Source organism: Aeromonas sp. 600774, assembly GCF_049175075.1.
Taxonomy (GTDB): Bacteria; Pseudomonadota; Gammaproteobacteria; order Enterobacterales; family Aeromonadaceae; genus Aeromonas; species Aeromonas veronii_A.
This window is the reverse complement of record NZ_JAAKUJ010000009.1, coordinates 79,541-105,934: the sequence shown is the minus strand read 5'-3', so window position 1 is coordinate 105,934 and position 26,394 is coordinate 79,541. Positions and strand designations below refer to the sequence as shown.

Sequence of the window (26,394 nt, the reverse complement as noted above, 5' to 3'; positions counted from 1 at the left end):
ACTTGGATTCGTAATAATTGCAACCAAGCCAGCCATTTTTTGCGCAAGGTGGCAATGAAAAGGGCCTGCAACTCGCAGACCCTCGCTCAATACCTAACTCCGGATAATCAGAACGGACCGCGACCGCCACCAAATCCCGGTGGCAGCATGTTCTTCATCTGGCTCATCATTTTGCGCATGCCGCCCTTGCCGGACATCTTCTTCATCATGCGCTGCATCTCTGTGAACTGCTTGAGCAGCTTGTTCACGTCCTGCACCTGCATGCCGGAACCAGCAGCGATACGACGCTTGCGAGAGCCCTTGATGAGGTCGGGATGGGCACGCTCTTTCGGCGTCATGGAGCTGATGATGGCCTCCATCCGCACGGTGAGTTTGTCATCCATCTGATCCTTGATGTTGTCCGGCAAGCCGGACATGCCGGGCAGCTTGTCGAGCATGCCCATCATGCCGCCCATGTTGCGCATCTGGGCCAACTGCTCGCGGAAGTCCTCGAGATCGAAGCCTTTGCCACTCTTGACCTTGCTGGCCAGCTTGGCGGCCTTCTCTTTATCGACGTTACGCTCGACTTCCTCGATCAGCGACAACACATCGCCCATGCCGAGGATACGAGAGGCGAGGCGATCAGGGTGGAACGGCTCCAGTGCATCGGTCTTCTCGCCCATACCGATAAACTTGACCGGCTTGCCGGTGATATGGCGTACCGACAGCGCGGCACCGCCACGGGCGTCACCGTCCGCCTTGGTGAGGATCACACCGGTAAGGGGCAGTGCTTCATTAAATGCCTTGGCGGTATTGGCAGCATCCTGACCAGTCATGGCATCCACCACGAACAGGGTCTCGACCGGCTTGATGGTGGCGTGCAGATCCTGGATCTCGGCCATCATCTCGCTATCGACGTGCAGACGGCCGGCGGTATCGACGATCACCACGTCATAGAATTTCTTGCGCGCCTGATCGATGGCGGCGGTGGCGATGTCGACCGGCTTCTGGCTGGCGTCACTCGGGAAGAAGTCGACGCCGATGTCACCCGCCAGGGTCTCCAGCTGCTTGATCGCTGCTGGGCGATAAACGTCAGCACTGACCACCAGCACCTTCTTCTTGTTGCGCTCTTTGAGCAGCTTGGCCAGTTTGCCGACCGTGGTGGTTTTACCGGCACCCTGCAGACCGGCCATCAGGATAATGGCGGGCGGCTGGGCAGCCAGATTGAGCTGCTCGTTGGCCTCACCCATTACGGTGACCAGTTCGCCGTGCACAATCTTGATGAACGCCTGACCCGGGCTCAGGGATTTGGCCACTTCCTGGCCGACGGCACGCTCCTTGACGCGAGCTACGAAATCACGCACCACCGGCAGGGCGACATCCGCTTCGAGCAGCGCCATGCGGACTTCGCGCAGGGTTTCCTTGATGTTCTCTTCGGTCAGACGGCCGCGGCCACTGACATTGCGCAAGGTGCGCGAGAGTCGTTCAGTCAAATTCTCAAACATGACGCATTCCGGTTCTTGGCGTTGTAAATGGAGGACATTATAACCCAGAGCAGCCGCGAGGACGATTATTCACCGCGGAGCCACTCATCGATGCTTCGTCCCTATATATGGGCAGATCGGCCATTGCACAACTGGCGAGCACATCTTGTGCAAGGTATACTGCTCCTCTTGTATCCCTAAATGCTTGTGTAACAACGACCTGGTTATGATCGTGATCTCTGTTCTGGCCCTGGCGTTTTATCTGCTGGCCATCATCGCCTCACTGCACCTGCTGCTCAATGCCAAACAAGTCGGGCACGCCCCCCTGTTTGCTTGCGTAGGACTGGCGCTGGTCGCCCATGGTGCGTCTGTTGCCAGTGAAGTAATGGTGACCCATTCAGGTCAAAACCTGAGCATGCTCAACGTCGCCTCGCTGGTGAGTCTCATCATCAGCTGCTTCATGACCTGCGTCACTCGTCGCTTCAACGGCTGGATCCTGCTGCCGGTAGTGTACAGCTTCTCGGCCCTACTGCTGGCTGCCAGTGCCCTGATCCCGGGTCGCTACATAACCCATCTGGAGGCCCATCCCCAGCTGCTGCTGCACATTGGCCTCGCCCTGATGGCCTATGCGGTATTAATGATCGCCTGCCTGTTTGCGTTGCAGCTTGCCTGTCTGGACAAGCAGCTTAAATCTAGAAAAATCAGTAACCTGCCAGCGATGCCGCCACTGATGACGGTAGAGAAGCGGCTGTTCCAGCTTATCTCTGCGGGGGTGCTGCTGCTGACCCTCTCCATCGCCTCCGGCCTCTTTTTTCTCGAAGATATGTTCGCCCAGGGCAAGTCTCACAAGGCAGTGCTCTCCATCCTGGCATGGTGTGTTTACGTGTTGCTGCTGTGGGGTCACCACACCTATGGCTGGCGCGGTCGCAAAGTCATCACGCTGAGTCTGATCGGCAGCTTCATCCTGACCCTTGCCTACTTTGGCAGCCGCTTCGTCAAAGAAGTGCTGTTGAGCTGACATACTTAGCCATACCACCCAACAGGAGCCCTTTTTGGACAGTATCTCAACGAGCACATTACTGATTGTTCTCGTTATCTTGATCCTCTTATCCGCCTTCTTCTCCAGTTCCGAAACCGGTCTGATGTCCATCAACCGCTACAAGCTGCGGCACTTGGCACAGACCAAACACAAAGCCGCACGTCGCGTCGAGCAACTACTCGCCCGCCCCGATCGCCTGCTGGGACTGATCCTGATCGGCAACAATCTGGTCAATATCCTCGCCTCTGCCATCGCCACCATCGTCTGTATCCGGCTGTTTGGTGATCTCGGGGTCGCCATCGCCACCTTCGGCTTGACACTGGTTGTTCTGGTATTCGGTGAAGTGACACCAAAGACGCTGGCCGCCATGTTCCCGGAGAAGATCGCTTATCCCGCCTCCTGGATCCTCAAGGGACTGATGGTGCCGCTCTCGCCGCTGGTCTGGCTGATCAACGGCATCACCAGCGGCCTGCTCAAGATGCTGAAGATCAATCCCCACAAGGATGACTCCCTCAATACCGAGGAGCTGCGCACCATCGTCAACGAGGCAGGCAACCTGATCCCCAAGCGTCATCAGGAGATGCTGCTCAGCATCCTTGATCTCGACAAGATGCTGGTCGAAGACATCATGGTACCGCGCAGCGATATCTACGCCATCGACATCAACGATGACTGGAAAAGCATCCAGCGCCAGCTGGCTCACTGCGCTCACACCAAGATCCTGCTCTATCGCGACAATATCGACGACGTTGTCGGCTTTTTACACGCGCGCGATGCCCTGCGGCTGGTAGCCAAGGACCAGTTCAACAAATCGAGTCTGTTGCGGGAAGTGGACGAGATCTACTTCATTCCGGAAGGAACCCCACTTAACGTGCAGCTGGCCAAGTTCCAGCGCAACAAGGAGCGAATTGGCCTGATCGTCGACGAATACGGCGATATTCAGGGGCTAATCACCCTAGACGATATTCTGGAAGAGATCGTGGGGGACTTCACCACCTCCATGACGCCAGCGCCGAGCGACGAGATCCATCCCCAACCGGACGGCTCCTTCCTAGTGGAAGGCTCAGCCAGCATCCGTGAGCTGAACAAGGAGATGAACTGGCACCTGCCCATCGACGGCCCGCGTACCCTCAACGGTCTGATCCTCGAATATCTGGAGGAGATCCCCCAGCCCAACATAGGTATCCGGCTTGCTGGCTATCCTATCGAGATCCTCGATGTAGAGAATAACATGGTGAAGATGGCGCGGATCATGCCGGCATCGTACCGGGCGGAGTCGGATTCGCAAGATTGAAAAAGGGCTGCCAGTGGCAGCCCTTTTCTATTGCTCATCTTCGTCATCCGGCTCCAGCACCAGTGTCGGGATCAATTCACCGAAGACCCGTTGCAGCTCGTCACGGTTGGCCAGCAGGTCTTGCAGCGTATAGCTATCCATCACCGCCAGAAACGCATCCATCGCCTCTTTCAGCGCACTCTTGAGCAGACAGACAGAGACGATGTGGCAAGCGGGCGAGCCGCAGTCAATGCCGTCCAGATTGCCTTCCAGCGCCCTGATCACCTGCCCGATATTGATGGTGGCGGGATCGCAAGCCATACGAATACCGCCATTCTTGCCCCGCTGGGATTGCAGATAGCCCAGCTTCACCAGCTGATTGACCACCTTCACCATGTGGTTGCGGGAAACACCATACAGGGCCGATACCTTGGCAACGCTCGACAACTCCCCTTCCGGCAGGGTGGCAAGATAGAGCAGGGCTCTCAATCCGAAATCTGTATAACTGGTTAGTCTCATAAAACCTGATTAGCGCGATGCGAAAAGTGGAGTATTGATTCAAATCAAATAAACATCTAGGATGCCACTTATTAAATGACATTTTATATGTTCAATTAGAACGAGGCCTCTATGCTAGATCAAACCACCGTTGCCGTCATCAAAAGCACCATCCCGCTGCTCGAATCGGCAGGCCCTGCCCTCACCCAGCACTTCTACCAACGGATGTTCAGCCATAACCCGGAGCTGAAAGATATCTTCAACCTGGCCCACCAACGCAGTGGCGGCCAGCCGCTGGCCCTGTTCAATGCAGTCGCCGCGTATGCAAAGAATATCGACAATCTGGGAGCGCTCGCCGGTGCGGTCGAGCGGATTGCGCACAAACATACCGGATTCCTGATCCAGCCGGAACAATATCACATTGTAGGTAGTCATCTCTTGGCCACGCTCAAAGAATTGGGCGGAAGTGCGGTCACCGACGAGGTGCTGGAGGCATGGGGCAAGGCGTATGGCGTGCTGGCAGACATCTTCATCGGCCGCGAGCGAGAGATCTATCAGGAGAAGGCAAGCCAGGATGGCGGCTGGCAAGGAACCCGCACCTTCATCATCAAGGAGAAGCGGGCCGAGAGCGCCCTCATCACCTCCTTCCTGCTGGCGCCGGAAGATGGCAAGCCGGTATTGACCTTCAAACCGGGCCAATACCTCAGCATCAAGCTGGTTCACCCCGAGCTGGAATATCAGGAGATCCGCCAGTACTCCCTCTCCGATGCCCCCAATGGGCAGGATTACCGCATCAGCGTCAAGCGTGAGCCGCAGGGCCAGGTCTCCAACCTGCTGCACGATTACCTGCAGGCGGGTGACAAGATCGAGGTGATGCCCCCTACCGGCGATTTCTACCTGAAAGCCGACAGCCAGACCCCGGTGGTACTGCTCTCAGCCGGTGTCGGCGTGACGCCGATGATGAGCATGCTCAACCAGTTGCTGGAGAGTGCTCATCAGGCCGAGATCACTTGGCTGCACGCCTGCGAACAGGGCGCTGTACACGCCTTCCGGGAGGATACTCAGCAAAAATCCCGCCAGCATACCAACTTGCTGAGCCGGGTCTGGTATCGGGAGCCGGAGGCCAGCGATGTACAGGGTGAAGATTACGACCTGGCCGGCACCATGGATCTGACTGCCGTGAAGGAGCGCATCACGCCAGAGGCCCACTACTACTTCTGTGGCCCTGTCAGCTTCATGCAAGAGATCAAGCGGCAGCTGCTGGCTGCTGGGGTACCAACGGGGCAGCTCCATTACGAAGTTTTTGGCCCCCACCAAGATCTCTAAGGCGCGGGCAGCCATATAACAGAGGGAGGTTCCGGCCTGTCATGGCACGGCGGCTGGAACCGGACCCACAGGTGCAGATCTGTGGGTCATTTTTTTGGATCAGTGCATCGCCTTGGCGCGAGCCACCACGTTGGCCGGCATCCTGTTGCCAAGACGGTTGAGCAGACTCGCCGCCTTCTGGTGCAGCGCCTTGTCACCTATGACGGAGCCATGGAGCCAGCGATAGGCGTCCTCATAATCGAGCGGACTGCCCATCCCCTGCAACAGCATCTCGACCCACTCGATGCGGGCCCGCAGAAAACCGAGGCTGGCCGCCTCGCGCATCAGGGTCTCGGCTCGCACCAAATCCTTCTGCACCAAAGTTCCTTTCCAGTAGTAGCGACCCAGTTGCTCCAGCGCCGGCGCCAACCCCTGATTGGCCGCCTCCCACATATATTGCACCCCGAGCTCAGCATTCGATTTGGTGCAGACACCCCACGCCAGCATATCCCCCCAGAGGAATTGATAGGCTGGGATCTTCATCACCGAGGCGCGCGCTTCGATATCCTGAGTCAGCTGACAGCGATCCTGTTTAACCTGAGTGAGGTGGCGCCCCTGCTCAATCCAGTTGAGCAGCTCGTCCTGACGATAGAGCGGCACCGCCTGCAACTCGCCTGCGGCCAGAGGTGCGGGAGGCGCCACCACAGCGGCAGGCTCCGCCGGTTTTGGCAGCGGCGCGGCCCCCTCACCACTGCTGGCAACGGGCGTGACCGGCTCAGCCGGAAGCAAAACGGGGACTGCCTCAGAGGGCGCTGGCGTAGCAGCAGAGACAGGGGCCGCCACCGCAGCACTGCTTGCGGTCGGTGCCGATGCACTTGCTGCAGGCGCATCGCTCGATACGGCAGCCGATACCGCCTCGGCACCATAGAGGGGCGCGGTGAATGCACCGACAAGAACGAGAAGGGTAAGGGGTTTCATCATAAGGATCTCCTGCTGCACTCTGTTATCGGCACCAAGCCCCATCCCCTTAGCCTGCCGAGCGGCTCTCATCAATACAAAAGGGAGCCGAAGCTCCCTTGTTGGCACGGTTGACCCGCTTACTTGACGAAATCGACACCCAGCTGGATATCGGCTTTCAGGGTAGCCAGCATGCCTTCCATCGCTTCCTGCTCGAAGGCGCTCAGCTTGCCGTAATCCAGTACGGTTTCGACACCGTTCTTGCCCAGCAGTACCGGCTGCGCGAAGAAGGTGGCGTGCTCGCCGTTGCCTTCCACGTAGGCGCACTCGACAACGTTGGCTTCGCCCTGCAGACCCTTGATAAGGGAGAGACCAAAACGGCAAGCCGCCTGACCCATGGAGAGGGTCGCAGAACCGCCACCGGCTTTGGCTTCTACCACTTCGGTACCGGCATTCTGGATGCGCTTGGTCATGGCAGCCACTTCTTCAGCAGTGAAGGAGGCGCCTTCAATCTGGGAGAGCAGCGGCAGAATGGTAACGCCACTGTGACCACCGATCACGTTGACGCGTACCTTGTCGATGTTCAACCCTTTGGCGGCGGCCACGAAGGTCTCGGCGCGGATCACGTCCAGAGTGGTGACACCAAACAGACGGCGCTTGTCATAGACACCGGCTTTCTTCAGCACTTCGGCGGCGATGGCCACAGTGGTGTTGACCGGGTTGGTGATGATGCCGATCAGTGCTTTCGGGCAAGTGGCCGCGCACTTCTCGACCAAATTTTTGACGATACCGGCGTTAATATTGAACAGGTCGGAGCGATCCATCCCCGGCTTGCGTGCCACACCGGCGGAGATCAGCACCACATCGGCCCCAACCAGCGCAGGAGTCGGATCTTCACCGCAGAAGCCCTTGATGGCGACGTCGGTAGGAATATGACTGAGGTCAACGGCCACACCCGGGGTAACCGGGGCGATGTCATACAGGCTCAGCTCGGAGCCAGCCGGCAGACGGTTTTTCAACAGCAGAGCGAGGGCTTGACCGATGCCACCAGCGGCACCCAGAACGGCAACTTTCATGATCAACTCCATGTTTAAGCGTAGGTTTAAGGTTGTTTGTTGTTGTGCGCCCAACCTTAATGGATCCCCCCATAAAAAACAATCTGATAACAGTTGCAGTCACGGGTTCTGTGAGCCACGAAACATGCGGGAGCAAAAATTGGAGGGAAATACAAAAAGTTGGAGGAAAAGCACAGTTTTTCTGCACTTCTCCTTACCATAAAGAGGTAGATTTGAAGGTCTCAGGATTGGAATGCCAGCGCCCGTTTTTCACACCAGCGAAAACCAATTGTTAACAATCCGTTCATCGCCAGATAAAGCCCACCAGCCACCCCGAACACCGCCAGGGTATCGTAGGTCTGGGCGTTCAACCCCTGTGCCAGCCCCATGATGTCCATGATGGTGATGGTACTGGCGAGGGAGCTCCCCTTGAGCACCAGGATCACCTCGTTGGAGTAGGCAGGCACCAGATGACGGGCGGCATGGCGCACCTTCATCCACAAGGTCTGGCGGCCGTTAAAGCCAAGCGCACGACACGCCTCTACTTCACCGGCCGGGATGGCATCGAGCGCCCCCTTGAACAATCGGGTGGAGTAGGCCGCCGTGTTGAGACCCAGCGCCAGCACGGCGCAGAACCAGGGCTGCTTGAGCATCGGCCAGAGCGGGCTGGCTTTCAGCCACTCAAACTGGCCCGGCCCGTAGTAAATCAGGAAGATCTGAATGAGCAGCGGCGTGCCGGTAAAGAGCAGCACCCACAGCTGCACCAGCTGGGTCGCTACCGGCAGGCGCAGCTCCAACACCCAGGTCATCAGGGCTGCCAACACAATCCCCAGCAGCAGGCTGAACAGGGTCAGCTCCAGCGTGGTGACAAGACCGCCCAGCAACGTAACGAGATACTCTTGCATCAGTTAGCCTCCGTAGCGGCGGGTGTAGCGGGCAGCCAGCCCGAGGCCATATTCACTCACCAGACTGATGGCCAGATAGATGAGGGCCGCAGCGGCATACCAGGTGAAGGGCTGATAGGTACTGGCCGAGGCCATCTGGGCCTGACGCATCATCTCGTTCACCCCGATAAGCGACACCAGCGCGGTATCTTTCAGCAATACCAGCCACTGGTTGCCGAGGCCCGGCAGGGCGTGACGCCACGCCTGCGGCAACACGATGCGAAAGAAGATGTGGCTCTTGCTCAACCCCAACGCCAGCGCCGCCAGCCGTTGACCTGAAGGCACCACATTGAGCGCCGCCCGCAGGGTCTGGGTTGCATAGCTGGCGAACAGCAGGGAGAGCGCCAGCACGCCACAGGCGAACGGGCTGAACTCCACATACTCGCCAGTGATGAGGAACAGCACCTGGGTCGAGCCGAAGTAGATGAACAGCACCACCAGCAACTCGGGCAGGCCACGGATCAGCGTGGTCAGGGTGGCCACTGGCCACACCAATGCACGCTGCTTGCTGAGCTCGGCGGCACTGAACGCCAGTGCCAATACCATGCCCCCGACCAGTGATGCCAAGGCCAGCCCGAGGGTCATCCAGGCTGCATCCAACAACAGGCTCAACATGGCTTACTGCGCGAAGTATTTGTCGAAGATTTTCTGATAGGTGCCGTTGGCCTTGATCTCGGCCAGCCCCTTGTTCAGCTGGGTCAGCAGCTCCTGATTGCCCTTGGCGACCGCGATGCCAAAGCCGGTACCGAAGTACTTGGCATCGGTCACCGGCGCACCCACCACCGCATACTCCTTGTGCTGCTTCAGCCAGTCGGCAGCAACGGCAGTATCGGCAAAGACACCGTCGGTACGGCCATTCATCATGTCGAGGAAGGCGCTCTGGTAGCTGGCGTACGGCACGGTCAGCAGACCCTTGCTCACCCAGTTATCCACCAGATAGGACTGGTGAGAGGTGCCGTTCTGCACGCCGACCGTCTTGTCGACCATCTCTTCCGGCCCCTTGAAGGCCCCTTTCTTGGCGACGAATACTGCCGAGTTCTCGTAATAGATGTCGGAGAAATCGACCTGAGCGGCCCGCTCAGGGGTTACGTCCATGGCGGCGATGGCGGCATCGTAGCGACGGAATTTCAGGCTGGGGATCAGGCTGTCAAAGGCCTGGTTGTGGAAGCTGCACTCCAGCTTGGCCTGCTCGCAGATGGCGCGCGCCAGATCGATGTCAAAACCCTGAAACTCGTTCTTGTCATCCAGGTATTCGAACGGCGCGTAGGTGGCCTCGGTGGCGAACTTGATCTCTTTGGCCATGACGGAGGTACTCAACAGGCCCATGGCAGCAACCAACAACAGACTCTTTTTCATGACAGCTTCCTTATCGATTCAATATCAATGCATCAAGAATTCGGCAAACCGGCTGGTTTGCGGGGATTGGAAAATGGCAGCGGTGCCGGATTCGATGATCCGCCCCTTCTCCAGATAAATCACCTGGCTGGCTACCTTGCGGGCAAAGTCGACCTCGTGGGTCACCACCACCTGGGTAATGCCGGTCTGGCTCAAGTTGCGGATGATCTCGGCCACCTCTTTGGTGATCTCGGGATCGAGGGCTGCTGTCGGCTCGTCAAACAGCAGCACTTCCGGGTCCATCATCAGGGTACGGGCAATGGCCACCCGCTGCTGCTGACCGCCAGAGAGACGGGCAGGCCAAGCATCGCGCTTGTCGGCCAGTTGCAGCTGGGCCAGCAGATAGGCCCCCTTCTCGATGGCGGCCTCCTTGCTCATGCCAAGCACCTTGACCGGCGCTTCGATGAGATTCTCCATCACGGTGAGATGTGGCCAGAGATTGTACTGCTGGAACACCATCCCCACCTTGCGACGCAGCAGTTGGGACTGGCGGTTGAATTCGGCAGCAGAGAGGGAGTTCGGGAAAGAAAATTCACTTTCGCCAATCCGCAGAACACCCGCATCCGGGGTATCCAGCAGGTTCATCATCCGTAGCAGAGAACTCTTACCAGCACCGCTCGGGCCCAGCAACACCAAGGTTTCACCGGGCGATGTCCGAAAGCTGACCTGTTGCAGAACCGGCACCTTGTGCCAGGACTTCTCGACACCTATTAATTCAATACCCATACAGCCCAATTGAATAAGTTTTCAAAATTTCGTCCTGATTCTATCCCTTATAAAGGTTGATGCAAGCCATTTTTGAATCAATATGCAGAACAAGCGCCGCTTCCTTGCAAAAAACGGCATATGAATGCAAAATAGCCACGCTGTTCGTATCTGCCGCCTGGCTCTGAAACAGGCCGCCACACCTCCTCATTCGTGAGACCAAGATGAAACATAACGACAAGCAAGAAAAACTGGCCAAGGCCTTTAAAGCCTTGCTGAAAGAAGAGCGCTTTGGCTCCCAGGCAGAAATCGTCACTGCCCTGCAAGAACTGGGCTTCGAAAACATCAACCAGTCCAAGGTATCGCGCATGCTGAGCCGCTTCGGCGCCGTTCGCACCCGCAATGCCAAGATGGAGATGGTCTACTGCCTGCCGGTGGAGCTGGGTGTGCCCACCACCTCCAGCCCGCTCAAGAATCTGGTACTGGACGTCGATCACAACGGCGCACTGGTGGTGATCCACACCAGCCCGGGCGCAGCCCAGCTGATCGCCCGCCTGCTCGATTCCCTCGGCAAGGCAGAGGGGATCCTCGGCACCATCGCCGGTGATGACACCATCTTCATCACCCCGACCAGCGACACCGATATCGAAGAGCTCTACCTCTCCGCCCTCGAGCTGTTCGAACAGACCCCGTAATGGCCGCTACCGCATCATAGCGGTCACGCCAGAACGAAAAATCCCGGCCAAGGCCGGGATTTTTGTTTTCTGAGTCTTCGTCAGGCGGGCTTATTTGCCCTGCGCCATCAGAAAACCTTCAGATGGGGCGAAGAAGGCCGCACCGGTCACTGCCTTGGTGAAGCGCAGCAGGTGATCAAAGTGGCTGCCCTCGCCTTTGTACATGCTGGCCAGCATGGCGTTGAAGTGCTGCGGTGTGCGGCAGCAGGAGATGAAGTAGAGTCCCTGCTCGGTCATGGTGCCCCAGGGCATGCTCTGGCGCAGGATCTCCATGGACTCCCCTTTCGGGGTTTTGAGGTTGACCCGCTTGATGTGGGCGGTCAGCGGCTTGGCGGCAGACTCATACTCGATATTGTCGGGCTTGGTGCGACCGATAATGTCTTCCTGCTCTTTCTGCGCCAGCTTCTCCCAGTCGCTCATGGCGTGGACCCAGCGCTGGACGTGAATGTAGGAGCCACCGGCAAACTCGCCATCAGCCAGCAGCGCCACTTCGGCACGGTGTTCATCCTGCGGGTTCTCGGTGCCATCTACGAAACCGGTCAGATCGCGGCAATCCAGATTGCGGAAACCGCGCACCTCTTCGGCCAGCTCTACCAGTCCGGCCAGCAGTGCCATCACACGGTGACCGGCGTGGTGCAGCACATCCACCCGATCGGCGCGCAGCTGAATAAAGAGATCAAACGGGGTGTTGGGCGCTTCCTGACCGTTGGCGGATTGCGCCATAAAGCTGCGGAACTGGGGCGGACGGGCGGCAGGATAGAGACCATCCCAGGCATCGGCGCCAACGGCAACCAGACCGCTGAAACCGGCATCGGGGAAATCGGCAGCCACCGCTTGCCACAGGGCGGGCAGTTTGGCCAGACGGCCGACCAGTTCGGCGGCATCGCCGGTACGATTGAACATCAGATAGAGGGCGTGCAGATTCGGCTCTGCGCAGATCCCGGCTTGGGCTTTCATATATCTCTCCCCTGAGTAGGCGTTAGCGTTACGGGCTATTTGCGTTGCGCGATTATAAACCAGAGTGGATCCAGTTCTTTGATTTCACGACGATATCACGCGTTCAGGGCAAAGGGTCAAACAACACCAGCCCATGGGGGGAAACCTTGATCCGTGCCCGCATCCCATCAAGAGGCTCGCCAATGCTCGCCTCCAGCTGCAGATCGCCACACTCGAACAGCACCCGGCAGTGGTGGCCGAGGAACTGCTGCTCCACCACCTTGAGCTCCCCATCTGCGGCGCTCTTCAGCAACAACTGCTGGGGTCTGAGCATCAGCTGCAACTGCTCACCCACCGCGCGGCCATGAGGCTCGCTGCCACAAATGACCCCGAGCGCCGTCTGCACGCAGTGGCTGTCCACCACCTCGGCGGCCAGATAGTTGACCCCGCCGAGAAACTCCGCCACGAAGCGGTTTTGCGGACGGCGATAGAGCTGCTCCGGCTGGCCCACTTGCTCGATGTGACCGGCGCGAAACAGCGCAAGCCGATCGGCGAAGGCAAACGCCTCTTCCTTGCTGTGGCTGACGAAGATGGCGCCAATCCCTTGCTGCTTGAGCAGGGCGCGGATCTCGAGGATCAGCTTCATCCGCACCTGGGTGTCGATGTTGGAGAAGGGTTCATCCAGCAGCATCAGCCGCGGCTTGCACACCAGCGCCCTGGCGATGGCTACCCGCTGCTGCTGACCACCGGAGAGCTGGTGCGGATAACGATCCCCCAGCCCCTGCAGATTGACCAGCGCCAGCGCCTCGTCCACCTGCTGCTGGCGGGCGCGGCGATCGAGTTTGGTCAGGCCAAAGCCAACATTGTCAGCCACCGTCAGGTGGGGAAAGAGGGCGTAATCCTGAAAGATCATGCCGATGTTGCGCGCCTCGGGCGGCACGCTGGCACCCGGCCCGTCGAGCTGGGTATCACCGAGGCGAATCGAGCCCTCTGCCAACGGTAGCAAGCCGGCGATAGCCTTGAGCAGCGTGGTTTTGCCGCAGCCACTGGCCCCCAGCAGGCAGACGATCTCGTTGTCTGCCACCGTCAGGGAGAGCTGCTCCAGCACATTGCGGCCGTTGTAACGGCAGCTGACATTTTCAACCTGCAAACAGGACAAGGCTGACTTCCTCTCGTTTCTGGCGGCGCGCTGCCTTTCGGTTCAGCACACCGCATGCAATTTCATTGACCGACGCGGCGACTCAGTGGCCCGGACTGTCCAGACTGCGGTTGACCCAGATCAGCGGCAACAGTCCCACCAGCACGATAACGATGGCCCCCAGCGCACCGCGCTCCAGCATCTCGTCCGAGACGAACTGGTAGACGTGGGTCGCCAGGGTATCGAAGTTGAACGGCCGCAGCAGCAGGGCGGCGGGCAGCTCCTTCATGGATTCGATAAACACCAGCATGGCACCGGCAAACAGACCGCGGCGCACCAGCGGCAGATGGACCCGACGCAGCATAGCGCCATCCCCTTGCCCCAGAGAGCGGGCAGCCATGTCGAGGCTGGGGGAGATCTTGCCCATGCTGCTATCCACCGAGCCGATGGCAATGGCCACGAAGCGTACCAGATAACCGAACACGATGGCGGTGATGGTGCCGGTCAGCAGCAAGCCCGGGCCCTGACGCCCGAGCCACTCGGCCAGATCGTTGATGGCAAAGTCGAGGGCGGTGAGCGGCACCAGCACACCGATGGCAAGCACGGTACCCGGCATGGCGTAGCCCATGGCGGCGATGCGCAGGGGCAACAAACTCTTTATCCCGCCATCGAGGCGACGGCAGAAGCCGAGCAGCAGGGCGATGCCCATCGCCAGCAGAGCGGTCAGCGCCGAGATAGCCAAGCTGTTGCCGGCAAAGCGGACAAACTCCGGCGTCCACGACAATTCGAAGTAGCGCACCCCGTAATCGAGCAGGATGACAAACGGCAGGCCGAAACCGGCCAGCACCAGCCCCCAGCACCAAAATGCGGCCAGAGCGCGACTCATCCCCTTGAGCGGATAGCGCAGCGGCTGCTCATGGCCCATGGACTTCTGGAACACCTGCTGCCGACTGCGCGAGCGGCGCTCCAGCGCGATCAGCAGCACCACAGCCAGCAGCATCAGGCAGGAGAGTTTGGCCGCGGTGGCCAGACTGCCATAGCCAAGCCAGGTGTCGTAGACCGCCGTGGTCAGGGTGTTGATGGCAAAGAAGTGGACGGTGGCGAAATCGGCCAGCGTCTCCATCGCCACCAACGATACCGCCACCATGATGGCGGGGCGCGCCAGCGGCAGACTGAGACGACGAAAGCTCTGCCACGGGGTACAGCCGAGCAGGCGGCTGGAGTGGATCAGGCTGACTGACTGCTCGAGAAAAGAGGCGCGGGTTAGCAGATAGACATAGGGGAACAGCACCAGCGCCAGCACCCAGGAGGCGCCACCAAGGGAGCGAATGGCAGGAAACCAGTAATCGGCCGGACTGTTCCAGCCAAAGAGCGCTCGCAACCCGGCTTGTAGCGGGCCCGAGTAATCGAGCAAGTCGGTATAGACGTAGGCGACGATATAGGAGGGCATGGCCATTGGCAGCATCAAGGCCCACTGCAGGGCACGCCGTCCCGGTACCTGACACATGGCCACCAGCCAAGCGGTAGGCACGCCAAACAGCAGGCTTAGCAATACTACGCCGACCACCAGCCCCAGAGTATTGGCCAGATAGTCGAGCAGCACGGTATCGGCGAGGTGGCGAAACAGCTCCCCCTCAGCCGAGAAGCCAGAGAAAAGCAGGGCTATAACCGGTAAACCCAGCAGCAGGGCGATAGCCCAGCTGCCGGTCATCCATCCAAAATTTTTCATGAGACCACAGATGTTGATGGGGCCGTTGGCCCCATCTGATTACAAGTCGAACTTCACTTCATCCAGCAACTGCAAGGCGTCCTTGCGGTGCTTGGCGTAATCGCTGACCGGTAGTGGGTCAGACTTGAAACTGCCCCAGGACTTGACCATGGCGGAAGGCTCGACTCCGGCCTTGACCGGATATTCGGCGTTCACGTCCGCATACATGTGCTGGGCGGTGTCACCAGCCAGAAACTCCATCAGCTTCTGGGCCTCGGCCTTGTTCTTGGCATACTTGGTCATGGCCACGCCGCTCACGTTGACGTGGGCACCGCGGTCAGCCTGGTTCGGGAAGTTGATATAGACCGCATCCGCCCAGGACTTCTGCGACGGATCTTTCAACATGGCGCCCAGATAGTAGCTGTTGCCGAGCGACACGTCACAGATACCATCCTTGATCGCCTTGACCTGATCCCGGTCGTTGCCCTGCGGCTTGCGCGCCAGGTTGGCCTTGACCCCTTCCAGCCAGGTTTTGGTCTCGGCCATGCCGTGATGGGCAATCATGGAGGAGACCAGCGCCACATTGTACTCATGCTTGCCGCTGCGGGTGCAGATTTTCCCTTTGAATTCCGGTTTGGCCAGATCTTCGTAGCTGATGGTATCGAGCTTGCCGAGGCGCTCCTTGCTGGAGTAGATGGCGCGAACCCGGGTGGTCAGGGCGAACCAGCGATTCTCCGGATCACGATAGATGGCGGGGATGTTCTCCTGCAGGATCTTGCTGTCCACCGGCTGCACCAGCCCCTTGTCCACCAGATCGGTCAGACGGCTGATATCGACGGTCAGCATCAGGTCGGCCGGAGAGAGTTTGCCTTCCCGCTCCAGACGCTCGTTCAACCCCTCTTTGGCGAACACCACGTTCACCTTGATGCCAGATTCCTTCTCGAACTGCTGGATGATGGGCTTGATCAGCTCATCCTGCCGGTTGGAGTAGACATTCACTTCCCCGGCCGCCAATGCCGACTGAGCTGCCAACGCAGAGAAAGCCAGTGCCAACATCTTCATTTTCATCATCCATTCCTTGATTAGCTATACAGAGTGATAACGATTTCCGTTTGCATTCTGCATACATCTTATAAGCGGATCAAGAAAGCTCGCCGTCGCCACATCACATATTTAATCGCCCATAAATGAAAAGGGCCGGATGGAATCCCATTCGACCTCTTCTGAGCAAAACGTTATGTTGATCAGGCTTCAATAAGCGCTCACGACATCGGGATTCCCCGAGATCGGGAGGTCAACAGATCTGTACGTCACGGATGCGGTTCATCACAGCGCCTCGTCGTCACTCTCGCCGGTGCGGATGCGCACCGCTTGCAGCAAGTCGTAGACAAAAATCTTGCCGTCGCCGATCTTGCCGGTATAGGCCGCCTTGCAGATCGCCTCGATCACCCCTTCCACGTTATCATCAGCGGTGGCAATCTCCAGCTTCACCTTGGGCAGGAAGTCGACCTGATACTCGGCTCCCCGGTATAATTCGGTGTGTCCCTTCTGGCGGCCAAATCCCTTGACCTCGGACACGGTCAGCCCTTCCACCCCCAGGTTGGCAATAGCCTCGCGGACATCGTCCAACTTGAACGGTTTGATAATCGCACTAATCAGCTTCATCTGGTTGCTCCCAATCCATGGTGTGTCATGAATCGGGTTTCAATTCTTATGCCAAGTATTTTTATTGTTTTATTTCATATAGATAGAGTTTAATGTCGGCGCCATTCGCCAGGCACATCCCCATAACTGGCCAGCACGCCCCATAATGAGGCACCATGCTGCAGCGGTCAGCGGGTATGCACCAAACAAGAGCAAAACAGCATGTTAGTTATCTCCAACAGCGTCACGATTCCCTGGCATGAGCTGCAATTTCAGACCATGCGGGCACAAGGCAACGGTGGACAGCACGTCAACAAGACCGACTCCGCCGTCTGGTTGCGCTTCGATTACCGCAACTCTCCCAGCCTGACGCCCCTCTACAAGGAGGGTCTCGACAAGCTGAGCGATAGCCGGGTACACGATGGCTTTATCCTGATCCGGGTCGAGAGCCATCGCAGCCAGGACATGAACCGCAAGGAGGCGATGAGCCGTCTGATGGAGTTGCTGAAGAAAGCAGCCTGGCGCCCCAAGGCTCGTCATGCCACCAAGCCGACCCGCAGCTCCCAGCGCAAACGGGTCGATGCCAAGAAACGCAAGGGGGATATCAAGTCCGCCCGCGGCAAACCGGTTCTGGACTGAGCCAGCCCCCAAAGGATGTTAGCCGATGAGATACAGTTTTTGCGACAGCGCCCGCGGCCCGCTGCTGGTCGCCATCGATCAGGATGGCCTGCGCCACGTGGAGTTCATGCACGGGGAGCGTCCCGTCATGCCGCAAACTGACTGGCAACGGGATGACAAGGCGCTAGCGCCCTATCTTGCCCAGTTCAACGCCTATTTCGCCGGGAAATTGCAGCAGTTCGATCTGCCCATGGCAGCGAAGGGCACCCCGTTTCAACAATCGGTGTGGAACGCTTTGTGCGATATCCCCTATGGCGAGACCGTGAGCTATCTCGAGATTGCCCAGGCTATCGGCAATCCCAAGGCAGTGCGGGCGGTGGGTGCTGCCAACGGCCGCAATCCGCTGAGCATCATAGTACCCTGCCATCGAGTGATCGGACGCAGCGGCGAGCTGACCGGCTATGCTGGCGGCATTCCCATCAAGCGCTGGTTGCTGGCTCTGGAACAGGCAGACACGGCATTCGAGCTGGCCCCATGACACGATGACCGCCCCGGAGAGGGGCGGGATAATATCGTAATCAGAATGAAAAGGCTTTCTGCCAGTGGCCACGCTTTTGCTGACAAGATGAACAGAAAATGAAGAATCGCCTCAGAACTACTTCAGATTGAGCTTGGCATGATGGCTCCATACTTGAATGGCACGGCTCATTCGCTGATTCAAGTAGCACCCATGTGACGCTTCCAATCTGTCTTTTCCCCGCGCCTCCTCTGAGGCGCTTTTTTTGTGCCAACACAACAGGCTACCACCCAGGTTGAGTGGCCTGAGCGCCACAAAATCTGCACCAGCCCAAAAACCAAGAGGCGAAGGATCATCCTTCGCCTCTGACGTAACAGCTGGTTACTCGCTCTGGGGCAGGAACTGCAGTTCAGGCGCCGAGGAGGTCAGCACATCGGCGCAATAATCCCAGGTCGAGATGCGATAGTGCTGCAGATCTTCATCCAGATGCAGGCCGTCCGACTCCTGATGGAACCAGCTGGCAAAACGGGATGGGGTGATGAGCTGGATCTGCTCTTCGATGGCGTGACTATCCTTCCCCTCGGCCAGATCGCAATCTTCGATAACACGCAGGGCGTAGATATGGCGAAAATATACCCGGCAGAGGATTTGCGGGGGCAGATCGATGCTGCGCGCCCGCCCCAGCATGATGGTCAGAGAGTCGCTCCAGAGATCCTGATGCAGCTCGGCAACCACCAGCCCGGGTGGGAGCTGGCGGGACGGAGCCCAAGGGACGGCAACCTGCCGAATGGCATTTTTCTGTTCCATATTCACCTCACGACGACTCGCTCCCTGTCTTGAGTCTATCTGAACCACATAGTCCCGGCGAAGGCAATCGATGGACAATAAAAACGGCAATAAAAAAGCCGACGTATCAAACGTCGGCGAATAAAAAGTGCTTACAACAGAGGATTCACATATTCAGACCCGTGGGTCGAAAGATTGGTTCCCTCTTTTTGTAATTAATTTTCGGCGCGTTTAAACATCAGGGTATTGGCGTCCGACTCTTCCGGCACGAAGTAGTAGCCCTCGGCGTTGAAACCGGTCAGCTGCTCCACCTCGGTCAGACGGTGCTTGATGATGTGGCGAGCCATCATGCCGCGCGCCTTCTTGGCGTAAAAGCTGATGATCTTGAACTGGCCGTTCTTCTCATCCTTGAACACCGGTGTGACAATCCGCCCTTTCAGGCTCTTGGGTCGTACCGACTTGAAATACTCGTCGGAGGCCAGATTGATCAACACCTCATCCCCCTGGGCTGCCAGCGCGTCGTTGAGGTGGTGAGTGATCACCTCGCCCCAGAACTGGTAGAGATCCTTGCCGCGATCGTTGTCGAGCTTGGTCCCCATCTCCAGCCGGTAGGGCATCATCAGATCGAGTGGGCGCAGCACGCCGTAGAGGCCGGAGAGCATCCGCAGGTGCGCCTGAGCGAAGTCAAAATCGGCCTCGCTGAAATCCTCTACCGCCAAACCGGTGTAGACATCCCCCTTGAAAGCCAGCAGCGCCTGACGGGCGTTGGCGAGGGTGAAATCTGGCTGCCACTCGGCAAAACGGGCGGCATTTAGACCGGCCAGCTTGTCGCTGATCTTCATCAGAGTGGCGATCTGGTCAGGGCTCAGTTGGCGGGCCCGGCTAATCAGTTCGGCGGAGTGATCCAGCAGCTCGGGTTGGGTGAAACAGGGTGTCACCAGCGGTGACTCGTAATCCAGCGTCTTGGCCGGGGAAACCACAATCAGCATAACGTTCCTTTATGGCGAGGGGCCGAACGGCAGAGCGGCCCCATGATTCATTCATCCAGCGTCACATTGTCCAGCGTGCCGGTGCCGAGCCGCTCGCGACCGGAGAGCTTGATCAGCAGTCGCAGGTCGTTGGCCGAGTCGGCGTGGGCGAGTGCCTCACTGTAGCCAATCTGGCCGGCGCAGAACAGGCTGAAGAGCGCCTGATCGAAGGTCTGCATACCCAGCTCGGTCGATTTGGTCATCACCTCCTTGAGGCGATGCATCTCTCCCTTGCGGATAATGTCGGTGATGAGCGGGGTATTGAGCAGGATCTCGAACGCAGCGCAGCGCCGCTTGCCATCCATACTCGGCACCAGCTGCTGAGCGACGATGGCCTTGAGGTTGAAAGAGAGATCGAACAGGAACTGGCGGTGTTTGTCTTGCGGTACCAGATGGAGGATGCGATCCAGCGCCTGGTTGGCATTGTTGGCATGCAAAGTGGCGAGACAAAGATGGCCCGTCTCGGCGAACTGCAGGGCAAACTCCATGGTCTCCTGACTGCGGATCTCACCGATCAGGATCACGTCCGGTGCCTGACGCAGCGAACTTTTCAGCGCCACATCGAACGACTCGGTGTCGATCCCCACCTCTCGCTGGGTCACCAGACTGCGACCATGCTGATGGACGAACTCCACCGGATCTTCCACCGTCAGAATATGACCATCGGCATGCTGGTTGCGATAGCCGATCATCGCCGCCTGGGTGGTCGATTTGCCCGCCCCGGTGGCGCCGACAAACAGCACCAGCCCCCGCTTGGCCATCGCCACCTCTTGCAGGATCTTGGGTAGCTGCAAATCTTCAAAGGTGGGAATGCGGGTCTCGATACGCCGCACCACCATGCCGGGCAGCTCCTGCTGCCAGAAGGCGCTGACCCGAAAACGGCCAAGCGCCTCGCGATAGATCGCGTAGTTGGCCTCCTTGGTGCGGATATAGCGCTCGAAGTGATCGCTGCTGAGGGTATCCCTGACCAGCGTCAGTGCCCCCCTCTTGTCGAGCGCCTCACCCCCCAGCGACACCAGATGGCCATTTACCTTGAGGGTGGGCGGCGAGCCCACCGTCACAAACAGATCCGATCCCTTTCGCTCGACCAGCTCGCTCAGCAGATCATCCAGATTCATCATCTATCCCTCCCTGGGTGCGAGTCTCTTAAATGCTGTTGGGATCCACGGCCTTGGCCTTGGCATCAAGGGATGCCACCACGCCACGACTAACCAGCTGCTTGAGGCTCTGATCCATGGTCTGCATGCCGTGGGTCATCCCGGTCTGGATCACCGAGTAGAGCTGGGCAATCTTGTCCTCGCGGATCAGGTTACGCACCGCCGGAATGCCCATCATGATCTCGTGAGCCGCCACCCGACCGCCACCGATACGCTTGAGCAGGGTCTGGGAGATAACCGCCCGCAGGGATTCGGAGAGCATGGAGCGCACCATGTCCTTCTCCGCGCCGGGGAAGACGTCGATGATACGGTCGATGGTCTTGGCCGCCGACGAGGTGTGCAGGGTGCCAAACACCAGGTGGCCGGTTTCGGCGGCAGTCATGGCCAGACGAATGGTCTCAAGGTCGCGCATTTCGCCCACCAGAATGATGTCCGGGTCTTCCCGCAGTGCCGAGCGCAGGGCGTTGCTGAAGCTCTTGGTATCCCGGTGCACTTCCCGCTGGTTCACCAGACAGCGCTTGTTCTCGTGGACGAATTCGATGGGGTCCTCGATGGTGAGGATGTGGTGATGGAAGTTCTCGTTGATGTAGTTGACCATGGCCGCCAGGGTGGTCGACTTACCGGAACCGGTCGGGCCGGTCACCAGTACCAGACCCCGCGGGAACTCGGCGATCTTGCGGAAGATCTCCGGCGCATCGAGATCCTCGAGGCTCAGCACAGTGCTGGGGATGGTACGAAATACCGCGCCCGAGCCGCGCGCCTGCTGGAAGGCGTTGACCCGGAAACGGGCCAGATTGGGCACCTCGAACGAGAAGTCGACCTCGAAGTTCTCTTCCAGCTCCTTGCGCTGATAGTCGTTCATGATGTCGTAAATGAGGCCATGCACTTCCCGGTGTTCCAGGGCGGGCAAATTGATCTTGCGAACCTCACCATCAACCCTGATCATCGGGGGAACCCCGGCCGAGAGGTGTAGATCCGAGGCTTTATGCTTTACACTGAAAGCCAATAACTCTGTGATATCCATAGACTTGTCATTCTCCCATCACAAGATCACTAACGAAATATGAACCAGATTGCCCAGCACCTGTTTCAGGTAAAGGAACGTATTACCCAGGCCGCCGAACGGGCGAGCCGCAACCTGCAGCAGATCCGCCTGCTGGCCGTGAGCAAGACCAAGCCGGTCGAGGCCATCATGGCTGCCCATGCTGCAGGTCAGCGCTGCTTTGGCGAATCCTACGCACAGGAAGCAGCGGCCAAGATCGATACCCTGCGCCAGCAGCCGGAATATAGCGACATAGAGTGGCACTTTATCGGCCCTTTGCAATCGAACAAATCCAAACTGGTCGCCGAACGGTTTGACTGGGTGCAGAGCGTGGATCGGGACAAGCTGATCGACCGCCTCAACAACCAGCGCCCAACTACAATGGCACCGCTAAATGTTTGTCTGCAAATCAATATTAGCGGAGAGAGCAGTAAATCCGGAACGTCGGAACAAGAGATTTTCCGCCTTGCCGAGCAGGTCTCTCAAAGTGAGCGACTGGTGCTGCGGGGGCTGATGGCAATTCCCGAACACACCAGTGACGAGAGCGTACTGGCCGCCCAAATGACCCGTATGCAGACTCTGTTCACCGAGCTTGCGCGACAATACCCCACGGTGGATACCCTCTCGATGGGCATGACCGAGGATCTTGAACTGGCTATAGCCCACGGCAGCACCATGGTGCGGGTCGGCACCGCCATCTTCGGCGCCCGTGACTACTCATAGGCAAGGCCAGCGGATAACCCATACGTCCGCCTCTTGCCCGACTTCATCAACAGGAGCGTTTGATGGAACACCGAATTCTGGCGTCAGGTGGTGCAGGCAGCGCCAACCCCGCCGCGACCCCATGTGCAACAGGAGCATCTGATGCAGCATAGAACGCTGGCCTTTATCGGCGCGGGCAACATGAGCCGCAGCATCATCGCCGGACTGGTCAAGGCGGGTTATCCCGCCGGGCAGATCACTGCTGCCAACCCCAGTCTGCCCAAGCTGGAGACGCTGGCGAGCGAACATGGCATTCGCATCACCCAGAGTAATGCCGAGGCGGCCCGAGGCGCCGAGGTGATCGTGCTGGCGGTCAAACCGCAGCTGATGGCCGGCATGTTGGCAGCACTGGTTGAAGAGCTGGGATCCCTTGAGGGCAAGCTGCTCATCTCCATCGCGGCTGGCATCAAGGTGGCGCGCCTTGGCGAGATGGCCGGTGGCCACGACCGCATCATCCGCACCATGCCCAATACCCCTGCCCTGCTGGGTCTGGGCATGACCGGTCTCTACGCGCCCGAACATATTGCCGCCGCGGATCGCGAGTTTGCCGAGCAGATGATGCAGGCGGTTGGCAAGACCCTCTGGGTGGAGCAGGAGTCCGGTATCAACGGCATCATCGCCGCAGCGGGCAGTGCCCCAGCCTACTTCTTCCTCTTTATGCAGGCGATCGCCGAAGAGGCAGAGGCAATGGGCTTCTCGCCCGAGCAGGCTCGCCTGCTGGTGCAGCAGACCGCGCTGGGCGCAGCCGCCATGGTGGAGCAAAACCCGGAGCTGGCGCTGCAGACCCTGCGTGAGCAGGTGACCAGCAAGGGCGGCACCACAGCCGAAGCCATCAAGACATTCCAGCAACAGGGGCTGATGCCGCTGACTGCACAAGCCATGCAGGCGGCCGTTGCTCGCGCCACCGAAATGGAAACCCTCTTCTAACAGGAGCCCAGATGAACACTGCTTACTTTCTGATTAACACCGTTTTCGATCTCTACCTGATGGTGATCCTGCTGCGCGTCTGGCTGCAGTGGGCCCGCGCCGACTTCTACAACCCGATGAGCCAGATGGTGGTCAAGCTGACCAATCCGCTGGTGATCCCGCTGCGCCGCGTTATCCCGGGCTTTGGTGGCATCGATCTCGCTTCCGTGGTGCTGGCGCTGGCCATCGCCTTCGCCAAGCTGGCCCTGCTCAAGAGCATGAACGTACTGCTGGCGGACTGGCTCAGCATCAGCCTGTTTGCCGCGCTGACCGTGCTGAAGAAAGCGGGCTCGATGATCTTCTGGGTACTGCTGATCCGCGCCATCCTGAGCTGGGTCAGCCAGGGCCGCAACCCCATCGAATACGTGATGCATCAGCTGACCGAGCCGTTCCTCGCCCCTATCCGCCGCGTACTGCCGGCACTGGGCGGACTGGATCTCTCGGTGCTGGTCGCCTTTATCGGCCTGCAAGCCATCAACTACCTGCTGGGTGACCTGTTTGGCCAGCTGTGGTGGATGATTTGATGCCAGCCGTCCTGCAACAAGGGGATGAACTGGTACTGCATCTGGTGATCCAGCCCAAGGCGAGTCGGGATCAGATCATCGGATTGCATGGCGAAGAGCTAAAAGTGGCCATCACGGCGCCGCCGGTTGATGGCCAGGCCAACAGCCATCTGATCAAGTTTCTGGCCAAGCAGTTCAAGGTAGCCAAGGGACAGATCACCATAGTGCGGGGCGAGCTGGGGCGACACAAAACCGTCGCCATCGACAGCCCCAAACAGTTGCCGCAAGAAGTGAGTGCACTGCTGAATGACACGCAAGGCTGAATGAATCGGCCTGCGCCAACCGTAGATATGAGAGGGATGACAGATGAAAACAGCCTGGATGAGTGGCCTGCTGGCACTGCTGATGACCCTGCCGCTCAAGGCAGAACAGATTAAGGAGCTGGGGCCCTGGCTGGTGCACTACAACGCCTTCAACTCCAGCTTCCTCACCCCCGAGGTCGCCAAAGCGTATGGACTGGAGCGCAGCCGCTACAACGCCATCATCAATATCGCGGTACAGGACAAGCAGAAAGTGGCGCAAGCCGTGGGGATCACCGGTGAGGCCAAGAACCTGACCGGTACCATCCGCACCCTGAACTTTCAGGAGGTAAAAGAGGGGGATGCCATCTACTATCTGGCGACCCTCCCCTACCGCAACGAAGATACCTATCAGTTCACCCTGAAGATCATGGGCGGTGGGCAGCAACAGAACCTCAGCTTCCAGCAGACCTTCTACGTAGACTGAGCAGCAACAAGAAGCCCCGACCAAGGCCGGGGCTTCATTTTATCCATATGACAAGGGCGCCATCAGGGCGCCCTTGTTACATCTATTCCGTACCGCAGCGGTTACAGGGCGAGGAACAGACCGGCCAGACAGGCGCTCATCAGGTTCGCCAGCACGCCGGAGAGAATGGCGCGCATGCCGTAACGGGCGATGAAGGATTTGCGCTCCGGCACCATGGAGCCCAGACCACCGATCAGGATCGCCATGGAGGAGATGTTGGCAAAGCCGCACAGGGCGAAGGTCACGATGGCCTTGCTCGACTCGCTCAGGGTCTGATCCTGCACCAGACCGATAAAGGCGACGAACTCGTTGACCACGATCTTGGTACCGATCAGGGCGCCAGCGGCTTGCGCCTGATCCCAGGGTACCCCGATCAGCCAGGAGACGGGGGCAAACAGCCAGCCCAGAATGATCTGGAAGCTCAGATCCAGCCCTACCAGACCGCCAGCCCAGCCGAGCAGGCCATTGAGCATGGCGATCACGCCAACGAAGGCCAGCAAGGTGGCACCGACCGCCACCGCGATATTGAGGCCAGACATGGCGCCATCGGCCGCCGCTTCGATCACGTTGGTAGCGCGGGGGATCTCCACATCCTGATGGTGATCGACCTCTTCAGCTCCCGGCGGCACCAGGATTTTGGCCATCGCCAGACCGGCAGGGGCCGACATGAAGGCTGCCGCGATCAGGTATTTCAGTTCAACCCCGAGGCTGGCATAGCCCACCAGGGTGCCACCGGCGACGGAGGCGAGACCACAGCTCATCACAGCGAAGAACTGGGAGTCGGACATCTTGGAAAGGTAGGGTTTGACCACCAGCGGCGCCTCCACCATGCCAACGAAGATGTTGGCAGTCGCGGAGAGGCTCTCGGCACGGCCGGTGCCCAGCAATTTCTGCAAGCCACCACCCAGCAGGGCGATCACCCGAGGCATGATGCCGATGTGGTAGAGGATGGCGATCACCGCGGAGAAGAAGATGATGACCGGCAACACGTTGAAGGCAAAGATGAAGCCCAGCTTGAACTTGGCCAGATCGCCGAATAGGAAGGCGATCCCCTCCTGACCGTAACCAATCACGCTGCTTACGCTCTCGCTGACCCCGTTCAGCACATGCTGACCGGCAGGCAGCCAGAGCACCAGACCGGCAAACATGATTTGCAGGCAGAGGGCAAGGCCAACTGTTCGCAACGGGATACGACGACGATTATCAGAGCAGATGACGGCAAGCGCCAGGATACTCAGGATGCCGAGCAGGGCAATCATAGGGACTCCATCAGGTGGGGCAAAAGATGGGCGCGGATTCTGCGCCTCTCCCCCCGTCACTGCAAGTCCGCTTGGTTACAACCCTGTTAGAAAAAACGTTTGCACGATATCGGTTGCGCCAACTGGCTGATTTGGTT

General features: G+C 58.8%; 29 protein-coding genes. 11 read left to right on the top strand and 18 right to left on the bottom strand.

Annotation, left to right across the window (positions count from 1 at the left end; translation table 11 throughout):
• Window positions 1-107: 107 nt before the first annotated feature.
• The gene (gene ffh / locus G5171_RS11455; protein WP_216980077.1) at window positions 108-1,484 is read right to left on the bottom strand and encodes a signal recognition particle protein; all 1,377 of its coding nucleotides are present in this window, start codon (window positions 1,482-1,484) and stop codon (window positions 108-110) included.
• Between the two features lie 205 nt (window positions 1,485-1,689).
• On the opposite strand from ffh, the gene G5171_RS11450 reads away from it, so the two are divergent.
• Together G5171_RS11450 and G5171_RS11445 are read left to right on the top strand one after the other, a co-directional pair.
• A complete protein-coding gene (locus G5171_RS11450) occupies window positions 1,690-2,481 on the top strand; it encodes a cytochrome C assembly family protein (protein ID WP_041233962.1) in 792 nt (263 codons plus the stop codon).
• 34 nt (window positions 2,482-2,515) lie between these two features.
• Window positions 2,516-3,796, top strand: a complete 1,281-nt coding sequence (locus G5171_RS11445) for an HlyC/CorC family transporter (protein WP_421260205.1) — start codon at window positions 2,516-2,518, stop codon at window positions 3,794-3,796.
• Window positions 3,797-3,823: 27 nt separating this feature from the next.
• Here the strand turns inward: G5171_RS11445 and G5171_RS11440 are convergent, their stop codons facing one another.
• Window positions 3,824-4,294, bottom strand: coding sequence for an Rrf2 family transcriptional regulator (locus tag G5171_RS11440; RefSeq protein ID WP_005340388.1), 471 nt, complete (start codon window positions 4,292-4,294; stop codon window positions 3,824-3,826).
• A 111-nt stretch (window positions 4,295-4,405) separates the two neighbouring features.
• Here G5171_RS11440 and hmpA point away from each other — a divergent pair, with 111 nt between their 5' ends.
• Window positions 4,406-5,599 (top strand): NO-inducible flavohemoprotein, encoded by a 1,194-nt coding sequence (hmpA, locus tag G5171_RS11435; RefSeq protein ID WP_421260204.1) that lies wholly within the window; start codon window positions 4,406-4,408, stop codon window positions 5,597-5,599.
• A 99-nt stretch (window positions 5,600-5,698) separates the two neighbouring features.
• Here hmpA and G5171_RS11430 read toward each other — a convergent pair whose 3' ends face one another.
• The 6 genes from G5171_RS11430 to G5171_RS11405 all read right to left on the bottom strand — a co-directional run bounded on the left by G5171_RS11430 (window position 5,699) and on the right by G5171_RS11405 (window position 10,655).
• Window positions 5,699-6,283: a tetratricopeptide repeat protein gene (locus tag G5171_RS11430; RefSeq protein ID WP_026034955.1), complete on the bottom strand. Its 585-nt coding sequence runs from the start codon at window positions 6,281-6,283 to the stop codon at window positions 5,699-5,701.
• Between the two features lie 392 nt (window positions 6,284-6,675).
• Window positions 6,676-7,611, bottom strand: a complete 936-nt coding sequence (gene mdh, locus G5171_RS11425; RefSeq protein WP_005340384.1) for a malate dehydrogenase — start codon at window positions 7,609-7,611, stop codon at window positions 6,676-6,678.
• A 221-nt stretch (window positions 7,612-7,832) separates the two neighbouring features.
• Window positions 7,833-8,495: an arginine ABC transporter permease ArtM gene (artM, locus tag G5171_RS11420; RefSeq protein WP_420939100.1), complete on the bottom strand. Its 663-nt coding sequence runs from the start codon at window positions 8,493-8,495 to the stop codon at window positions 7,833-7,835.
• A 3-nt stretch (window positions 8,496-8,498) separates the two neighbouring features.
• Window positions 8,499-9,149 carry an arginine ABC transporter permease ArtQ gene (artQ, locus tag G5171_RS11415; protein WP_421260203.1) on the bottom strand — a complete coding sequence of 217 codons (651 nt, stop codon included), beginning with the start codon at window positions 9,147-9,149 and terminating at the stop codon, window positions 8,499-8,501.
• Between the two features lie 3 nt (window positions 9,150-9,152).
• Entirely contained in the window at window positions 9,153-9,890 is a 738-nt protein-coding gene (locus tag G5171_RS11410; protein ID WP_005340381.1) for a transporter substrate-binding domain-containing protein, read from the bottom strand.
• A gap of 24 nt (window positions 9,891-9,914) precedes the next feature.
• A complete protein-coding gene (locus G5171_RS11405; RefSeq protein ID WP_416033002.1) occupies window positions 9,915-10,655 on the bottom strand; it encodes an ATP-binding cassette domain-containing protein in 741 nt (246 codons plus the stop codon).
• 203 nt (window positions 10,656-10,858) lie between these two features.
• Between G5171_RS11405 and argR the strand changes: the two genes are divergently transcribed.
• The gene (gene argR / locus G5171_RS11400; RefSeq protein WP_005340378.1) at window positions 10,859-11,329 is read left to right on the top strand and encodes a transcriptional regulator ArgR; all 471 of its coding nucleotides are present in this window, start codon (window positions 10,859-10,861) and stop codon (window positions 11,327-11,329) included.
• Window positions 11,330-11,419: 90 nt separating this feature from the next.
• Here argR and G5171_RS11395 read toward each other — a convergent pair whose 3' ends face one another.
• From G5171_RS11395 to glnK, 5 genes are all read right to left on the bottom strand, one after another.
• Window positions 11,420-12,325 carry a Dyp-type peroxidase gene (locus G5171_RS11395; protein WP_040067425.1) on the bottom strand — a complete coding sequence of 302 codons (906 nt, stop codon included), beginning with the start codon at window positions 12,323-12,325 and terminating at the stop codon, window positions 11,420-11,422.
• 103 nt (window positions 12,326-12,428) lie between these two features.
• On the bottom strand, window positions 12,429-13,463 hold the full coding sequence (locus G5171_RS11390) for an ABC transporter ATP-binding protein (RefSeq protein WP_421260202.1): 1,035 nt from the start codon (window positions 13,461-13,463) through the stop codon (window positions 12,429-12,431).
• A gap of 82 nt (window positions 13,464-13,545) precedes the next feature.
• On the bottom strand, window positions 13,546-15,171 hold the full coding sequence (locus G5171_RS11385) for an ABC transporter permease (RefSeq protein WP_421260201.1): 1,626 nt from the start codon (window positions 15,169-15,171) through the stop codon (window positions 13,546-13,548).
• 39 nt (window positions 15,172-15,210) lie between these two features.
• The gene (locus tag G5171_RS11380; protein WP_421260227.1) at window positions 15,211-16,218 is read right to left on the bottom strand and encodes a Fe(3+) ABC transporter substrate-binding protein; all 1,008 of its coding nucleotides are present in this window, start codon (window positions 16,216-16,218) and stop codon (window positions 15,211-15,213) included.
• Between the two features lie 258 nt (window positions 16,219-16,476).
• Window positions 16,477-16,815, bottom strand: a complete 339-nt coding sequence (gene glnK, locus G5171_RS11375; protein ID WP_005341406.1) for a P-II family nitrogen regulator — start codon at window positions 16,813-16,815, stop codon at window positions 16,477-16,479.
• Window positions 16,816-17,016: 201 nt separating this feature from the next.
• Here glnK and arfB point away from each other — a divergent pair, with 201 nt between their 5' ends.
• Both arfB and G5171_RS11365 read left to right on the top strand, forming a co-directional pair.
• Window positions 17,017-17,433, top strand: coding sequence for an alternative ribosome rescue aminoacyl-tRNA hydrolase ArfB (gene arfB, locus G5171_RS11370; RefSeq protein WP_201990760.1), 417 nt, complete (start codon window positions 17,017-17,019; stop codon window positions 17,431-17,433).
• 25 nt (window positions 17,434-17,458) lie between these two features.
• Window positions 17,459-17,950: a methylated-DNA--[protein]-cysteine S-methyltransferase gene (locus G5171_RS11365; RefSeq protein ID WP_421260200.1), complete on the top strand. Its 492-nt coding sequence runs from the start codon at window positions 17,459-17,461 to the stop codon at window positions 17,948-17,950.
• A gap of 360 nt (window positions 17,951-18,310) precedes the next feature.
• Here the strand turns inward: G5171_RS11365 and G5171_RS11360 are convergent, their stop codons facing one another.
• The 4 genes from G5171_RS11360 to tapT form a co-directional block, all read right to left on the bottom strand.
• A complete protein-coding gene (locus G5171_RS11360) occupies window positions 18,311-18,736 on the bottom strand; it encodes a hypothetical protein (protein ID WP_005340360.1) in 426 nt (141 codons plus the stop codon).
• Window positions 18,737-18,930: 194 nt separating this feature from the next.
• On the bottom strand, window positions 18,931-19,704 hold the full coding sequence (yaaA, locus tag G5171_RS11355; protein ID WP_421260199.1) for a peroxide stress protein YaaA: 774 nt from the start codon (window positions 19,702-19,704) through the stop codon (window positions 18,931-18,933).
• Between the two features lie 47 nt (window positions 19,705-19,751).
• Entirely contained in the window at window positions 19,752-20,861 is a 1,110-nt protein-coding gene (gene tapU, locus G5171_RS11350) for a type IVa pilus ATPase TapU (protein ID WP_421260226.1), read from the bottom strand.
• Between the two features lie 28 nt (window positions 20,862-20,889).
• Entirely contained in the window at window positions 20,890-21,924 is a 1,035-nt protein-coding gene (gene tapT / locus G5171_RS11345; RefSeq protein WP_421250752.1) for a type IVa pilus ATPase TapT, read from the bottom strand.
• 39 nt (window positions 21,925-21,963) lie between these two features.
• Here tapT and G5171_RS11340 point away from each other — a divergent pair, with 39 nt between their 5' ends.
• The 5 genes from G5171_RS11340 to G5171_RS11320 all read left to right on the top strand — a co-directional run bounded on the left by G5171_RS11340 (window position 21,964) and on the right by G5171_RS11320 (window position 24,959).
• On the top strand, window positions 21,964-22,665 hold the full coding sequence (locus tag G5171_RS11340) for a YggS family pyridoxal phosphate-dependent enzyme (RefSeq protein WP_421260198.1): 702 nt from the start codon (window positions 21,964-21,966) through the stop codon (window positions 22,663-22,665).
• Window positions 22,666-22,806: 141 nt separating this feature from the next.
• A complete protein-coding gene (gene proC, locus G5171_RS11335; protein ID WP_421260197.1) occupies window positions 22,807-23,631 on the top strand; it encodes a pyrroline-5-carboxylate reductase in 825 nt (274 codons plus the stop codon).
• Window positions 23,632-23,642: 11 nt separating this feature from the next.
• Window positions 23,643-24,194 carry a YggT family protein gene (locus G5171_RS11330; protein ID WP_005341416.1) on the top strand — a complete coding sequence of 184 codons (552 nt, stop codon included), beginning with the start codon at window positions 23,643-23,645 and terminating at the stop codon, window positions 24,192-24,194.
• Window positions 24,194-24,496: a DUF167 family protein YggU gene (gene yggU / locus G5171_RS11325; protein WP_005340341.1), complete on the top strand. Its 303-nt coding sequence runs from the start codon at window positions 24,194-24,196 to the stop codon at window positions 24,494-24,496. The genes G5171_RS11330 and yggU overlap by 1 nt, the downstream gene beginning before the upstream one ends.
• A 43-nt stretch (window positions 24,497-24,539) precedes the next feature.
• Window positions 24,540-24,959, top strand: a complete 420-nt coding sequence (locus G5171_RS11320) for a DUF4426 domain-containing protein (protein ID WP_270905199.1) — start codon at window positions 24,540-24,542, stop codon at window positions 24,957-24,959.
• A 101-nt stretch (window positions 24,960-25,060) separates the two neighbouring features.
• Here the strand turns inward: G5171_RS11320 and G5171_RS11315 are convergent, their stop codons facing one another.
• Entirely contained in the window at window positions 25,061-26,257 is a 1,197-nt protein-coding gene (locus G5171_RS11315) for a NupC/NupG family nucleoside CNT transporter (protein ID WP_005348874.1), read from the bottom strand.
• Between the last annotated feature and the right edge of the window lie 137 nt (window positions 26,258-26,394).